12 protein-coding genes, 1 tRNA gene and 1 pseudogene are annotated in these 14,278 nt (G+C 56.5%); 10 read left to right on the top strand and 4 right to left on the bottom strand.

The features are described from left to right. Window positions 1-51: 51 nt before the first annotated feature. Entirely contained in the window at window positions 52-822 is a 771-nt protein-coding gene (locus tag JQN68_RS02680) for an MBL fold metallo-hydrolase (protein ID WP_225071339.1), read from the bottom strand. A 426-nt stretch (window positions 823-1,248) separates the two neighbouring features. On the opposite strand from JQN68_RS02680, the gene gap reads away from it, so the two are divergent. The 9 genes and pseudogenes from gap to JQN68_RS02635 all read left to right on the top strand — a co-directional run bounded on the left by gap (window position 1,249) and on the right by JQN68_RS02635 (window position 9,549). Beyond that, complete coding sequence (gene gap, locus JQN68_RS02675) at window positions 1,249-2,268, top strand: type I glyceraldehyde-3-phosphate dehydrogenase (protein ID WP_225071340.1); 1,020 nt, start codon at window positions 1,249-1,251, stop codon at window positions 2,266-2,268. Between the two features lie 184 nt (window positions 2,269-2,452). After that, window positions 2,453-3,643: a phosphoglycerate kinase gene (locus JQN68_RS02670; protein WP_225071341.1), complete on the top strand. Its 1,191-nt coding sequence runs from the start codon at window positions 2,453-2,455 to the stop codon at window positions 3,641-3,643. A gap of 293 nt (window positions 3,644-3,936) precedes the next feature. After that, window positions 3,937-4,695 (top strand): triose-phosphate isomerase, encoded by a 759-nt coding sequence (gene tpiA / locus JQN68_RS02665; RefSeq protein WP_225071342.1) that lies wholly within the window; start codon window positions 3,937-3,939, stop codon window positions 4,693-4,695. 108 nt (window positions 4,696-4,803) lie between these two features. Next, entirely contained in the window at window positions 4,804-5,142 is a 339-nt protein-coding gene (gene secG / locus JQN68_RS02660) for a preprotein translocase subunit SecG (protein ID WP_225071343.1), read from the top strand. Window positions 5,143-5,209: 67 nt separating this feature from the next. Further along, window positions 5,210-5,296, top strand: a tRNA-Leu gene (locus JQN68_RS02655). A 401-nt stretch (window positions 5,297-5,697) separates the two neighbouring features. After that, entirely contained in the window at window positions 5,698-6,936 is a 1,239-nt protein-coding gene (locus JQN68_RS02650; protein ID WP_225071344.1) for a carboxylate--amine ligase, read from the top strand. Beyond that, window positions 6,933-7,880, top strand: a complete 948-nt coding sequence (locus JQN68_RS02645; RefSeq protein ID WP_225071345.1) for an NAD(P)-dependent oxidoreductase — start codon at window positions 6,933-6,935, stop codon at window positions 7,878-7,880. The genes JQN68_RS02650 and JQN68_RS02645 overlap by 4 nt, the downstream gene beginning before the upstream one ends. A gap of 37 nt (window positions 7,881-7,917) precedes the next feature. Further along, window positions 7,918-8,781, top strand: a pseudogene (aepX, locus tag JQN68_RS02640) (phosphoenolpyruvate mutase); the annotation flags it as partial. Between the two features lie 96 nt (window positions 8,782-8,877). Continuing rightward, window positions 8,878-9,549 (top strand): DUF8692 domain-containing protein, encoded by a 672-nt coding sequence (locus JQN68_RS02635; protein ID WP_225071347.1) that lies wholly within the window; start codon window positions 8,878-8,880, stop codon window positions 9,547-9,549. A gap of 260 nt (window positions 9,550-9,809) precedes the next feature. Here JQN68_RS02635 and JQN68_RS02630 read toward each other — a convergent pair whose 3' ends face one another. The 3 genes from JQN68_RS02630 to JQN68_RS02620 form a co-directional block, all read right to left on the bottom strand. Next, complete coding sequence (locus JQN68_RS02630) at window positions 9,810-10,901, bottom strand: LbtU family siderophore porin (protein WP_249620998.1); 1,092 nt, start codon at window positions 10,899-10,901, stop codon at window positions 9,810-9,812. 123 nt (window positions 10,902-11,024) lie between these two features. Continuing rightward, the gene (feoB, locus tag JQN68_RS02625; RefSeq protein ID WP_249620997.1) at window positions 11,025-13,181 is read right to left on the bottom strand and encodes a ferrous iron transport protein B; all 2,157 of its coding nucleotides are present in this window, start codon (window positions 13,179-13,181) and stop codon (window positions 11,025-11,027) included. Between the two features lie 2 nt (window positions 13,182-13,183). After that, on the bottom strand, window positions 13,184-13,420 hold the full coding sequence (locus JQN68_RS02620; protein ID WP_225071350.1) for a FeoA family protein: 237 nt from the start codon (window positions 13,418-13,420) through the stop codon (window positions 13,184-13,186). Between the two features lie 414 nt (window positions 13,421-13,834). On the opposite strand from JQN68_RS02620, the gene JQN68_RS02615 reads away from it, so the two are divergent. Further along, window positions 13,835-14,242 (top strand): hypothetical protein, encoded by a 408-nt coding sequence (locus JQN68_RS02615; protein WP_249620996.1) that lies wholly within the window; start codon window positions 13,835-13,837, stop codon window positions 14,240-14,242. Window positions 14,243-14,278 lie beyond the last annotated feature (36 nt).

Here is a 14,278-nt window from a genome sequence, read left to right as displayed (position 1 = left end):
GGCAAAAAATCCAATTGTTGAAGCGGTTACAGGCGGTTTTTCAAAATTCCGCTAAAGGTTGAAACAGGCGCTCGGCCGCTCCTGACAGCCCATAATCAAATGCGGATTGCAGGCCGTCTGTCCGGCCAGCACCTGCTCGGCGCACGCCTTGGCCAACTGCGGCCGGTTGTTGGTTTCGCTCAGATGGGCCAGAAAGACGGCTTCCAGGCCGTCCCAGAGCAGCTGCTTCAGCAATTCGGCCGACTCCCGGTTGCTCAGGTGGCCGTGCCGGCTGCGAATCCGTTGTTTCAGGTGCCAGGGGTAGGGGCCGTCGCGCAACATCTCTTCGTCATGGTTGGCCTCCAGGATCAACGCCCGGCAACCCTGGTAGCGATCGGCGACCAGGCGCGTGCCCAGGCCCAGATCCGTGGCAATGCCGAGTCGGCCGGCCTGGGTATGAACAATAAAGCCCACCGGTGCCGCGGCATCGTGGGTCAGGGGAACGGCTTCTATTTGCAGATCGCGCAGCGAGATGGGTTCGCCGCTGTCGAACAGGCTGATCCGATCCAGGCGACCGGCGCCTGCCAAGGCATCGTGGGTCGCGTGGTGAAGGTAAACCGGCAAGGACCAGCGGCGTGCCATGGGACCGATGCCGCGGCAATGGTCGCTGTGCTCATGGCTGACCAGCAGGGCATTCAGGGCGCCGGGGTCGGCACCGATAGCGGCCATGCGCCGCTCCAGTTCACGGGCGGACAGGCCGGCATCGATGAGCAGGCGGGTTTCCCGGGTTTCCAGGTAGATGGCGTTGCCTTTGCTACCGCTGGCCAGCAGACAGATGCGCACGAGTGCTCCTCACCCCCATGCGGGGCGCCGTTTTTATAGCGGAATTCCACGCTGTCCGCAAGGCAAAACCGCTGCGCTGACCGCATTTAAATCAATAGGTAACCGGAACCCGACGTGGGGCAGGGAAGAGACGGCATCCGGTAGCGCCGCGGGAGTGCCCGACGGGCTTGGAATGCGGAAACGGACCACCCAATTTTGTCCAATGCCTCAAGGTCCTGTTTCATGGCACGGAAAATAGCATATCGATGGTGAAATCTCAACCGGGCAAAATCCCCTTCAAGGGGGAAAGCAGTTGACGCCTCGACCTGTATTGGCTATTATCAAGCGTTAACAAGCCTTGGGGTAAAGATTTGTAACTTGTTGTAAATAAAGACGAATTTCGTCCTGTCGGGAGTTTTTTGGCCGAGGGACCGGGAGTTTGGATTCATGACTGTAAAAATTGCCATCAACGGATTCGGGCGCATCGGCCGCAATATTTTCCGGGCCTGCCGGCAGGCGCAGGATCTGCATGTAGTTGCCATCAACGATTTGAATCCGGCTCCGGTGCTGGCCCACCTGTTGAAATACGATTCCGTGCGCGGTGCCTTTCCGGAACCCGTGTCCGGGTCGAATGGCGCCCTGGAGGTCGCCGGGCGCGAAATTCCGGTGTTCGAATGCCAGGACCCGGCCCAGTTGCCCTGGCGGGATCTCGGCGTGGACCTCGTTCTCGAGGCGACGGGCAAATTCACTCAACGGGAACAGGCCGCCCGACATCTTGCGGCCGGCGCCGCACGGGTCATCATCACCGCCCCGGGGGACAACGAGGACATCACCCTGTGCCTGGGCGTCAACCAGGATCGCTACGATCCGGTCCGTCACCGGGTCATTTCCAATGCCTCCTGCACCACCAACTGCCTGGCCCCGGTGGCCAAGGTGCTATTGGAGGAGTTCGGCCTGGTCAAGGGCATGATGACCACGGTCCACGCCTACACCAACGGCCAGCACGTGCTGGATTATCCGGCCCAGGACCTGCGCCGGGCCCGGGCCGCGGCCCTGAGCATGATTCCCACCACCACCGGCGCGGCGCGGGCCGTGGCCAAGGTGCTGCCGGAACTGGAAGGGCGCCTCGACGGTCTGGCGGTACGGGTGCCGACCCCCAACGTGTCCCTGATTTCCCTGGTGGCCGAACTGGGCCGTTCAGTGACCATCGACGAGGTCAACAGCGCATTTCGAAGCGCCGCCGAAGGGCGACTCAAAGGCATCCTGGACTATTGCGAGGAGCCCCTGGTGTCGGTAGACTTCAACGGTAATCCGGCTTCCTCCACCATCGATGCCCTGTCCACCAATGTCATCGGCGGCAACATGGTCAAGGTGCTTTCCTGGTACGACAACGAATGGGGCTACTCCAATCGGGTCGTCGACCTGGTGCGCTTTGTAGCCGGACGCGAAAATCAAGCATCGTGGTAATTATTCAGCATCGTGGAGCAGGGGGCCGCGCCGCCCACCCCGAGGACCCCATGAACCCATCCCTGGGGCTTGGCCGGCGCCACCAGGGTGCCAGACACCCTCGGGGAGGACGTCCCGAGCCCCTGTGCTGAACGGTGAGGCATAGTGTTCCATTTATTACACCCTGCATTCGGGAGGTTCTGCCATGTTCCGTAAAATGACCGTGAAGGATGTGGATCTCAAGGGCAAACGGGTATTTTGCCGGGTCGATTTCAATGTACCCCTCGACAAACAGGGGGCCATCACCGACGATACCCGCATCGTCGCCGCCCTGCCGACCATCCGTTACATCCTCGAGCAGGGCGGACGACTGGTGCTGGCCTCCCATCTGGGCCGCCCCAAAGGCGCTCCCCAGGCGGAGTTCAGCCTCGCTCCCGCCGCCCGCCGCCTGGGCGAACTGCTGGGCCGGCCGGTCATCATGGCCCCCGATTGCGTCGGTGCCGAAGTGCGGGCTCTGGCCGACGGCCTGCAGGACGGCCAGGTGCTGATGCTGGAGAATGTCCGCTTCCACCCCGGCGAAACCAAGAACGATGCCGAATTCAGCCGGCAACTGGCCGCCCTGGCCGACGTCTACGTCAACGACGCCTTCGGCACCGCCCATCGGGCCCACGCTTCCACGGAAGGGGTGGCGCGTCTGCTGCAGCCGGCCGTCGCCGGGTTTCTCATCGAAAAGGAACTGCAGTACCTGGGTCAGGCCCTGACCGATCCGGCCCGCCCCTTTGTGGCCGTCCTCGGCGGAGCCAAGGTCAGTGACAAGCTGCCGGCCATCGAAAACCTGCTCGGCAAGGTCGACACCCTGCTCATCGGCGGCGGCATGGCCTATACCTTTCTCAAGGCAAAAGGCTACAGCCTCGGCAACAGCTTGGTGGAGGAGGAACAAATCGACCTCGCCGGCCGGCTTATGCAGGAAGCGGCGCGGCGCGGCGTCGAATTGCTGCTGCCCGAAGATCATGTTGCGGCGGCTGCATTTCAGGCCGACGCCGAACACCGGATCTGCACCAACGCGGATTTCCCGGCCGGCTGGATGGGCCTGGATATCGGTCCGGAAACCGTGGCCCGCTACAGCCGGGTGCTGGCCGGGGCCGGTACCGTGGTCTGGAACGGGCCCATGGGCGTCTTCGAGTTCGACGCCTTTGCCGTCGGCACCTTCGCCGTGGCCCGCGCTCTGGCGGAATCCAAGGCCGTTTCCATCATCGGCGGCGGTGATTCGGCGGCGGCGGCCAAAAAATCCGGCCTGGCCGAGCGCATGACCCATATCTCCACCGGTGGCGGCGCCTCCCTGGAATTCCTGGAGGGCAAGGAACTGCCCGGCATCACCATTTTGACCGACAAGTAACCGAAGTCTGCATCCAAACCCGATTCTCCCGGGTGGGGCGCCGGCCTGCAGCAGAGAGAATCGGGTTGTTCATTGACTATTAAATTCAATCAGGCAACTATTCAGCAGCATGGAGCAGGGTCTCGCGCCGCCCATCCCGAGGGCCGCATGAACCCATCCCTGGGGCTTGGCCGGCGCCATCCGGGCGCCAGAAACCCTCGGGGTGGGCGACCCGAGTCCCGGTGCTGAACAGTTATTCAATCAGAAGGATTTTCCGCGCGCCGCTGGCAACCGGAAAACGAGGGAGTCTCCGCATGCGCAAACCATTCATTGCCGGCAATTGGAAGCTGCACAAAACCGTCGCCGAATCCGTGGCCCTGGCCAGGGAACTGGCCCATGGTCTGGCCGATGTGAAGGAGCGGGATGTGGCCGTCGCACCGGCCTTCACGGCCCTGGCGTCCGTCGCCGCGGTTCTGTCCGAAAGCCCTGTCGCCCTGGCCGGGCAGAACTGCTATCCGGAAGCCCAGGGAGCCTTCACCGGCGAGGTGTCCCCCTATCTGCTCAAGGATGTGGGCTGCCGCCATGTCATTGTCGGCCACTCCGAGCGCCGCCAGCTGTTCGGTGAAACGGACGGCTTCATCAACACCAAGGTCAAGGCCGTGGTCGGTGCCGGATTGACGGCCATCTTCTGCATCGGCGAAACCCTTGCGGAACGCGAAGAGGAGCGGACCTTCAGCGTGCTGGAGCATCAGGTGCGCATCGGTCTCAACGGTCTGGATGCGACGTCCATGCAGCACGTGATCGTCGCCTACGAACCGGTCTGGGCCATCGGCACCGGACGCACTGCCACCACCGGACAGGCCCAGGAAGCCCATGGCTTCATCCGGGGTCTGCTGGCGGAAATGTTTGGCGATGTCCTGGCGCAGGAGATCCGCATCCTTTACGGCGGCAGCGTCAAGGCCGACAACATCGACGCTCTCATGGCCCAGCCCGATGTGGACGGGGCTCTGGTCGGCGGCGCCAGTCTGAAGGCCGACGAATTTGTCCGCATCGCCGCCTTTCAGAACCTGTGAATTGTTTCTGAGCGCACTTTTTGGCGTGCAACCTCTTTTCAGGCACTGCCAGGTGTGGTAAAGTCCCGCAGTTGATCGCCATACGAAAATTCAAGGAGTGGATTCAAAATGGTTACTCTGTTGCTGATAGTTCACGTGTTGGTATGTCTGGCTCTCATCGCCATTGTCCTGCTGCAGGGCGGCAAAGGCGCCGAAATCGGCGCAACCTTTGGTGCCGGCGGCAGCCAGACCGTTTTTGGCGCGTCCGGCGGCAAGAACTTCATGAGCCGCCTCACCACCTGGGCCGCTACCGTCTTCATGATTACCAGCCTCGTTCTCGCCTTCGTCTATGCCCGTCCCGGCATTGAAAGCATCATGCCCCAGCAGGTGGGGGCACCCGCTACGGAATCGGCCGAGCAGCGGCCGGCCCCGGTTCCGGCCCCGGAAACCGCCCCGGCCGCTGAGTAATCCAGTCCGCGCGTATTTGCTATTGACAGGACGAGCTGAAATCAGTATAAGTTTCCCTGCGTTGCAAGCCGAAGTGGTGGAACTGGTAGACACACCATCTTGAGGGGGTGGCGGGCGAAAGCCCATGCGAGTTCGAGTCTCGCCTTCGGCACCAGAAATTATGAGGGCCTGTAATCTTAAGGGATTACAGGCCCTTTCTGTTTTTGTTGCGTCGGGTTGACGCATGCCAAGATCACTGCCTAGCCCGCCGATGCGCGGCATTGCCAAAAAACTAGCGCTCTGCTGATCCAAGTCGCCTCAACGCAGGCATACCCCTATTCGAGATTAATTGCAGTTGGGAAAAGGTGCTCTGATTACGCCCTGGCGTTTTTCCCCCACCAAGAAAATGCTGTCGGTCAGTCGCGCTCTCAAGCATCTGTAAATATTTCGAAACCATCCAGTTGACAGTTGAATTGTTGTCGATATATTTAAATTCAATTAAATTATCAATTCAAGCAATGGTTTCAGAAAATTTAACCATATCCGTTTTCAATACAGGAACTAAGGAAAACATATATGTTATTCAATGCGAATGTTAATCCATTTGCAGTTTTGACTAATCTTGACGAGTTTCAAAGTCTTCAGGCGGCTCGTATTCTTTCATTTCGACACAAATTACCTGTTGTTTCTATTGTAGATCGCCAAAATCATCCTTTTTATCGAACAAATTGCTGCAAAAAAGTTAAACTCGAAAATGACAATTATCTTGAAACCTTAATATCAATTGGCAAAAAAAATCAAAAAAAATCCGTTTTATACACTTGTAGAGAAGAAGATGTGTTGCTTGTTTCAAAAAACCGCGAAATTTTAAAAGAATTCTTCTATTTTCAACTACCGCAACCAGAAGTTGTGGAAATGATGATTGATAAGCTGAGTTTTTATAAGTATGCCCAAAAATATGGTTTCAAAATTCCAAACACCTTTTTTATTTATAGTCAATCGGATCTTGATGAAGCGATTGAGAATTTGCGGTTCCCTTGTGTTTTTAAACCTCATTTTATTACCCCTCTTTGGTATAGTCTTTCTAATGTCAAGGCGTTCAAGGTTTCTTCTCCAAAAGACCTCCAACTACTTTATGAAAAACTCAAAGAGGCCACGGAGTGTTTCATTTTGCAAGACTGGATAGAGGGCCCGGATTCCAATCTGTATTCCTGCAATGTATATTTTGATGCCGAGTCCAAACCCTTGGCGACATTTGTAGCTAAAAAACTGCGTCAATGGCCTCCGGAAATGGGTAGAAGTTCACTGGGCGTGGAATGCCGCAACGACCTGGTATTAAATGAAACCCTGCGTCTTTACCGGGCTGTGAATTTTCGTGGGCTCGGATACCTAGAAATGAAGCTCGATGAAAAATCGGGGGAGTATTTCATTGTTGAACCGAACATTTGCCGACCGACCGGCAGGTCGGCCATCGCCGAGGCTGGCGGTGTAGATCTGCTTTATACCATGTATTGTGACTTGCTGGGCCGGCCGTTACCCGAAACCCGTGTACAACACTACACAGGCGTAAAATGGATTTATCTTCGACAGGACCTTCAGGCCGCCTACCAATACCGGCGCTGTGGCCAACTTTCATTGAAACAATGGTTATCATCAGTGCGTGGCCGAAAAGCCTATGCCATCTTTTCTTGGCGAGATCCGTTGCCCTTCTGGGCGGATCTCCTGCCGCCCATTTACCGAACGCTGAAAAAAAAGTTATTTGAACTAAAAGACTTGTCGTGCACCCTTCTGCCCCATCTCAAAGGAAAGACATGAAAATTCTTCTGGCGAGCCCTATCGATCAACAGACAATTGAAGTTCTGCGGTCCCGGCACGACATTATTGACGCCACCAATTGCGAAGACCGGGAACTGGAGCGCCGGATTGTCGACTGTGAGGTTCTGGTTTTTCGTAGCGGCGTTTCCATTACCGGGCGCCTTTTGGCCGCTGCGCCCGAGTTAAAACTGCTCATACGCGCCGGTTCGGGCCTGGACAATATCGACCTCGAAAACTTGCAGCGGCGGCAACTGCCCTTGTTGCGCATTCCTGAACCAGGTGCACAGGCCGTAGCGGAATTGGCCTTTGGACTTATGCTGGCTCTTTCGAGACAGATCCTGGTCGCTGATCGCCTGCTTCGGCAGGGTCGTTGGGCGAAGCACCAACTGACCGGCTTTTTATTGGCCCAAAAAACCCTTGGCGTTGTCGGCATGGGAAACATTGGTTCTCTTCTCGGACGGATGGGAGCCGCATGGAAAATGCAGGTCAAGGGTTGTGTCGAGCATCCGTCCGCCGAGCGGGCTGTAAATTTTCTGAAGGACGGACTGCACCTTGTAAGCTTTGAGGAAGTGCTCTTATCCGCTGACTACCTATGTATTTGCGTTCCTTTGAAAACCTCCACCAACAGCCTCATCGGCGAGCGGGAACTGGCCCTGCTCAAACCAACAGCTTTCCTCCTTAACATGGCCAGGGGTGGCATCGTCGACGAGATAGCCCTATCCAACGCCTTGCGCCGGAACAGGCTGGCGGGAGCCGCCTTGGACGTACATCAGAAGGAGGGCGAAAACCGCATTTCTCCTCTAGCAGACCTGCCTAACGTGGTCCTGACACCCCATATCGGTGCCATGACGGTCGATTCACAACGTGAAATCGGCCGGCGGATAATTGAAATTGTCGACAATTTCCCGGTTCAACAAAACATCCATGCCGTGCCGGGGCAGTGACGAAAAGCCCAACATTTTAACAGGAACCGGGGAAACAATGAAAAAAACAAGTCAATTCAAAGCCTTGCTTAAGTCCCCTCAACTCGAATTTATCATGGAGGCCCACAATGGCCTGAGTGCCCGAATTGCTGAGGAAGCCGGCTTCCAGGGAATCTGGGCAAGCGGTTTGGCTATCTCCGCCTCACTGGGTGTGCGCGATAGCAACGAAGCCAGTTGGACGCAGGTGCTGGATGTTGCCGAATTCATGAGCGATGCGACCACTGTCCCAATCATGCTCGACGGTGATACCGGATATGGCAATTTCAACAACGTCCGACGCCTCATTCGGAAACTGGAGCAAAGGGGTATTGCCGCAGTTTGCATCGAGGACAAATTGTTCCCCAAAAACAACTCCCTGCTAGAAGGTATCCCCCAACCACTGGAAGAAACGGAAGTGTTCGTCGGCAAGATCAAGGCCGCCAAAGATAGTCAGCAAGATCCGGATTTTTGCCTGATAGCGCGTGTCGAAGCGTTCATAGCCGGGTGGGGCATTGAGGAAGCCTTGCGGCGGGCAACCGCCTATTGCGATGCCGGGGCCGATGCAATCCTGATGCACAGCAAAAAATCCACGCCCGAGGAAATTTTTAACTTCATGAAGGCCTGGCAAGGAACCTGTCCGGTTGTGATCGTACCAACCAAGTATTACCAGACCCCGACCGTGCAGTTTCGGGAAGCCGGAATCAGTATGGTCATCTGGGCCAACCATCTTTTGCGTTCCGGAATCGCAGCCATGCAGAAAACGGCTGCGGAACTTTTTCAAAAACAGTCTTTGGTAACTGTTGAAAACACCATTAGTTCGGTCCAGGAAGTCTTCCGACTGCTTGACAACGAAGAACTACAACAGGCCGAACGAAAATATCTGCCACCACATCACCGATAATTGAGGTTCTTTTGTGGCGTTTTCTAATTTTATAGATGATTGCTCCATTGAAAGAACCATTACCAAACAGGGAGAATCATGATGGATCCTGTTGTTCCAATTCGAAAAAGGCTGATGCTGGCCTTTTTGGTTCACACCCCAGCGGCACTGCTAATGCTGGCAGGATATGTTGTAAGTAAGAAAAAACAGATTCCTCTATGGATGCTGACCAGAGATCCTGCAGACATTAGTCAAGTCTCCCCCTTTGTAGGAGCAATCTCCAACATAGGCATTCTTTTATGGTGCGCTGCGGCTACCATCTGTTTCTTTACATTCTTGATTTCTATGAAACAAATGTGCAATCCTTTGCAAAAATTTTTTTTACTTGCGTCTGCCATCTTGACAACTATTTTAATGATAGATGATTTTTTTCTTGTACATGAATGGATTTTCCCTGTTTATTTTAATTTAGATCAAAAGTATGTTCTTTTTTTCTACCTTGCAATTACATGTATTTATTTTCTTATATTCAAAAATGTGATAATCGAAAGCGACTTCTTTTTTATAATGCTTTCAATTATATTCTTCTCGTTATCATTAATTATTGACATTATTGTGGACAACTATTCGGAATTTTCCCAGATTATTGTTGATTATCACCTTTTCGAAGATGGATTTAAATTGTTCGGCATAACAAGCTGGCTCACATATTTTACACTCTATTCCTTAAAGTCCGTCACCAAAAAACCTTCAGAAGAAAGGCTTCTTTAACCGGTTTTTTCCGGATTTCAGTCGACTGAAATTCCCCTGTTGTTTATGCAAGCCACTTTTTTTCCACCGCGATTAGCTTTACCAAAAGAATTATTTTCCTATGATCACTAAAAAGGTTTTGACGCATAGGCCACAAAACGAGGACGAAAGCGGGTGCTTTCCTTGGTATGAATTACTCGGGAAGACACATCCGGAAAGAAAAAGAAAGGGCGGCCTTGCGGCCGCCCTGCGAAATTCCATGATAAGGGTGGGGAGGGGAGTTAGAACTCGAAGGCGAGCTGGGCGGTAACCAGATCCCGCTTGTCGCCGGTCTCGAATTTGCCGTGCAGGTACTCGAGGGACAGCGTGGTGTTTTTGAACAGGGCGTAGCTGGCCACGGCGCCGTATTGGCGGTCCGGGAGCAATTCGCCGAGATCGTCGCCGCCTTCGTACTTGGCCGCAATGGTCAGGGCGTCGGTGACGGCGCAACCAAGTTCGAAATTCCAGGTTTTGGGCTTTAAGGCATTCCCGCCGTCGAAGGCCAGTTCGCCGGCCTTAAATCTGTCGAGGGCACCCAGGTATTCGGCGATCAAGGTCCAGCGATCGTTAAGGGTGGCCATGACAAAGGCGTGGATGCCGTTGATCTTGTCGTCGAGGCTGACGATTTCGTCGCTCAGCACGTCGCTGTCGGCGAGGTTGGAGATCCAGGAGGCGCCGGCGGTCAGGGCCAGGCCGGGAACCGCTTCTTCCGGCAGGGTATAGGCGCCGCCGGCGACAAAGGTGTTGAGGTGACGCCCTTTGGTGTCGCCTTTGAAGACGCCGAAGGACAGTTCGAGCTGGTCGTTGGCGTAGCCGATCACCGCCGCCGATTCGCGGGTTTCACCCAGTTCCAGGGTGTTGGGATCGCTGATGAAATGGCTTTCGAAGGTGCCGAAGGGGACATACATCTTGCCGGCCTGCAGATAGAGCGGCACCACATCCTCGCCGTCGAGGCGGATATAGGCTTCGTCGACGTCCAGCGGTTCGGTTTCATCCTCCTCCCACAGCAGCACCACGTGGCCGGAGACGTGTTTGACGAAATCGACATCGATGCCCAGTTCCACGGTGGCCAGGGTCAGGTCGCTGGAACTCTCGCTGCCGGCTCCGGATTCCTTGAATTTCTCGTAATTGGCCTCCACCTCGATGAGTCCGGACAGGCTGATGCGGTCGAGCCAGCGACTCATGCCGCCCTTGACCAGGGATTTTTCCAGTTTATCGACCCTTTCGGCGAGTCCGGTTTCCGCCTCGGGTTCGGTGGCGTGGGACAGGGGGGGCAGAGCCAGGCACAGGCCCAGTGCCAGCACCGACGACCAGGCCTTTGCGGATTTTTTCATCTTAATCTCCATCTTGGAATGCATATCAATACTTCTCCTTCTGGTTTGCCGGCTTTTTGCTGCTGCGGCACCCGTCGCCGCAGTGCTTTCCGCCGGATGAACTGAATTCTCTTTCTGGTCGAATTACGCTCCGAAGATGCCGCGGGAGCCGATCTGGTAGACCAGGACCGCCAACCCGAAGGCGATGGCGGTGTTGAAGACGATGGAAAAGGCGCCCCATTTCCAGGAGCCGGCTTCACGGGCGATGCAGACCACCGTGACAAAGCAGGGTGCATAGAAAATGGTGAAGACGATCAGGGCAAAGGCGACCACCGGATTCCAATTCGGGTCCTTGGCCAGGGTGGCGGCCAGGGAGCCGGTCTCCTCGGGGTCCACCTCGCCCAGGGAATAGGCGGTACCCAGGGTGGAAACCACCACTTCCTTGGCGGCAAAGCCGCCGACCAGGGCGATGTTGGTGCGCCAGTCGAAACCGGCCAGGGAGGTGACGCTTTCCATGGCGGTGCCGATTTGGCCGGCGATGGAGTGGCGCAGGGCCGCTTCGGCCTCTTGCGCATCGATGCGCAGCAGCTGCTCCTCCATGTCCTCGGCCGCGGCGGCGGTGACGGTTTCCCGCTGTTGCTCGAAGGCCTCCTGCCGGGTTTCCGGCAGGCCCGGGAAAGTCATCAGGGCCCACAGCAGGATGGAAATGGCCAGGATAATGGTGCCGGCTTTCTTGACGTACTGCCAGGTCCGCTCCCAGGTGTGGATTAGCAGGCCGCGAAAGGTCGGCAGACGGTAGGGCGGCAACTCCATGACGAAGGGGGTCGACTCCCCCCGGATGACCGTGGAGCGCAAAAGCTTGGCGGACAACAGGGCGCCGCACCAGGCAATCAGGGTGATGATGAGCATGACCCGGGCTTCGTTTTGGGCGAAGAAGGCCCCCACCAGCAGGGCGAATACCGGCAGCTTGGCGCCGCAGTTCATGAAGGGAGCGGTCAGCAGGGTTGCCAGGCGTTCACGCGGCGATTTGAGGGTGCGGGTGGCCATGACACCGGGCACCGCGCAGCCGCCGGCGATACCGCCGGAGACGATGAAGGGCATCACCGACGCACCGTGCAGGCCGAAGCTGCGGAATACCCGGTCGAGCATGAAGGCGACCCGCGCCAGGTAGCCCGAATCTTCCAGGATGGCGATGCCGAAGAACATGAACATGATGATCGGCGCAAAGCCGAGCACGCCGCCCGCGCCGTCGATGACGCCGGCAATGATCAGGGATTTCAGAAGGCCGTCGGGCAGGCCGGCCTCGGCGACACCGCTCAGCCAGCCGAACAGGCCCTCCAGCCAGGCCACAGGCAGCTCGCTGTAGGTAAAGGTAAAATGGTACAGACCCATGATCACCGCGAGCATGATCAGCGGCCCGGCAAACCGGTTGGTCACCACCTGGTCGATGCGGTCGGAGATGAACAGCCGGTCCTGATCCTGATTGTGGGAGATGACCCCCTGTTTCAGGATGGCCTTGATATAGCCGTAGCGATGGTCGGCAATAACCGCCTCGGGGCAGGTGTCCAGGGTGGAGGAGATATGCCGGGCGAGGCGGGCCTTGATGGCCTCCAGCCGGTTATACAGCTCCGGGTTTTCCTTCTGGCAGAAATCGAGGATCTGCTCGTCATTCTCGAGAATCTTCAGGGCCAGCCAGCGGGGAGGGTAGGCGCAGTTCGAAAAGCCGGTGACGATTTCCTGCTCCATCTCCTGCAAGGCAAGATCGACATCCTCCCCGTAGGAGATGACGAGGGGAGGCATTTTCTTCCCGGCCATTATCAGTTGGCCGGTGGCCTGCATGAGTTCCGACTTGCCCTGCCCGCTACGGGCCACCGTCGGCACCACCGGCACGCCCATCAACTCCGAAAGCTTCGCGCCATTTATTTCAATGCCCCGCTTTTGGGCTGCATCGATCATGTTCAGGGCGATGCAGACCGGCACCCCCAACTCCATGAACTGGACGGTCAGGTAGAGATTGCGCTCCAGGTTGGAGGCATCGATGATGTTGACGATGGCCGCCGGTCTCTCCTGAACCAGAAAGTCCCTGGCAACCACTTCCTCCAGGGAATAGGCGGTCAGGGAATACATGCCGGGCAGATCGATGAGCTTGAAGGTCTGCCCGTTTTCGACATAGGAGCCTTCCTTCCGCTCCACAGTGACCCCCGGATAGTTGCCGACGTGCTGCCGCGCGCCGGTCAGGGCGTTGAAGAGCGTGGTTTTGCCGGAGTTCGGGTTGCCGGCCAGTGCTATGGTCGTACTCATGGTCAGTCCTCCACTGTCACGTCGATATAATCGGCTTCATTGTTGCGCAGGGTAAGGGTGAAGCCCATAAGCCGGATCGCCACCGGATCGTACAGGGGCGCCCGACCCTGAATCTTGATTTCGGTGCCGGGAACCAGTCCCATGTCGCGGATTCTTTTGCCGAGTTCCCCTCCGGCCCGAACCGCCGCGATGACCCCCCGTTGATTCTCCTTCATCTGCCGCATGCTGAGTTTTAACATTTTTGCTGCCTCCCTGAGCGCTGGCTATCGAACCTTGGCGGGATGACCCGGCTGGCGTCGCCCCGGTAAAGGATATGGTGAAACTGAAAACGGTTTTCAAACCTAACCAAATCTGCAGGGAATGGTCAAGAAGAAAATGAAAGTAATTGTCAAAATATTGAGGCGGCTATCCATTGGGATTCGCCACAGGGGTTATGGTGCAATTCAGCCCATGATCCTGCAAAAATGATTGGGGGAGAGGCCTTGGAGCGATAATCTGCCGGCAATCGGAAAATTTGTGGCGTAGCGGAGCGAAGACGGTCGGGGCCAATTATTTCTTTACAACTGGCGGCGATGTGGAAGAATGCTCCGGTATGACCAGACTCCACTCGCCGCTATTTGGAGCTGGCGCCCCAGGCCCCCGACGCTGGAGCGGTGAGAAGTCAAATCAACAAGTTGGAATACCAGCGCGACAAACAGGCGGAACAGCTTCGCGTCCCGGCCCTGCTTGAAGGGGCATGGAAGGGCCTCATGGGCTTCGGCGGCGGGAACAGATCGGATCTGCGTTTTTACCAATGGAAGGACGGCCGGGTTTCCGTGGAACTGTTGACCGGGTGGAATGCCAACCCCGGAGTGGCCATCGATCCGCAGCGACTTCATGTGGATATCGAAGGACAGAAGGTCCAATTTTCCTTTCGCAGCCGCTTGATCGTTCCGGGGGTGCTGACGGATTCTTTCGATATCCGGTTCGAACTCAACATCGTCGATCCCAAGCACTTGCGGGGCGCCATTTACTCCAATGGGTATCATGTTCAGGACGTCAGCCTGAAAAAGCAGCCATGACGCTTTCCACGACCAATCACAGTACTGGTGAACCTT

This window comes from Desulfuromonas sp. CSMB_57, assembly GCF_020194955.2.
Classification (GTDB): domain Bacteria; phylum Desulfobacterota; class Desulfuromonadia; order Desulfuromonadales; family Syntrophotaleaceae; genus JAFCIY02.
Note: the sequence above shows the minus strand (reverse complement) of the source record. Positions and strands in the feature narration are given on the sequence as shown.

Excerpts from the sequence above, each read along its gene's own strand:
- gap (WP_225071340.1), top strand. The coding sequence starts at position 1,249 with ATGACTGTAAAAATTGCCATCAACGGATTCGGGCGCATCGGCCGCAAT.
- JQN68_RS02670 (WP_225071341.1), top strand. The coding sequence starts at position 2,453 with ATGTTCCGTAAAATGACCGTGAAGGATGTGGATCTCAAGGGCAAACGG.
- tpiA (WP_225071342.1), top strand. The coding sequence starts at position 3,937 with ATGCGCAAACCATTCATTGCCGGCAATTGGAAGCTGCACAAAACCGTC.
- secG (WP_225071343.1), top strand. The coding sequence starts at position 4,804 with ATGGTTACTCTGTTGCTGATAGTTCACGTGTTGGTATGTCTGGCTCTC.
- JQN68_RS02650 (WP_225071344.1), top strand. The coding sequence starts at position 5,698 with ATGTTATTCAATGCGAATGTTAATCCATTTGCAGTTTTGACTAATCTT.
- JQN68_RS02645 (WP_225071345.1), top strand. The coding sequence starts at position 6,933 with ATGAAAATTCTTCTGGCGAGCCCTATCGATCAACAGACAATTGAAGTT.
- JQN68_RS02635 (WP_225071347.1), top strand. The coding sequence starts at position 8,878 with ATGATGGATCCTGTTGTTCCAATTCGAAAAAGGCTGATGCTGGCCTTT.
- JQN68_RS02630 (WP_249620998.1), bottom strand. The coding sequence starts at position 10,901 with ATGAAAAAATCCGCAAAGGCCTGGTCGTCGGTGCTGGCACTGGGCCTG.
- feoB (WP_249620997.1), bottom strand. The coding sequence starts at position 13,181 with ATGAGTACGACCATAGCACTGGCCGGCAACCCGAACTCCGGCAAAACC.
- JQN68_RS02620 (WP_225071350.1), bottom strand. The coding sequence starts at position 13,420 with ATGTTAAAACTCAGCATGCGGCAGATGAAGGAGAATCAACGGGGGGTC.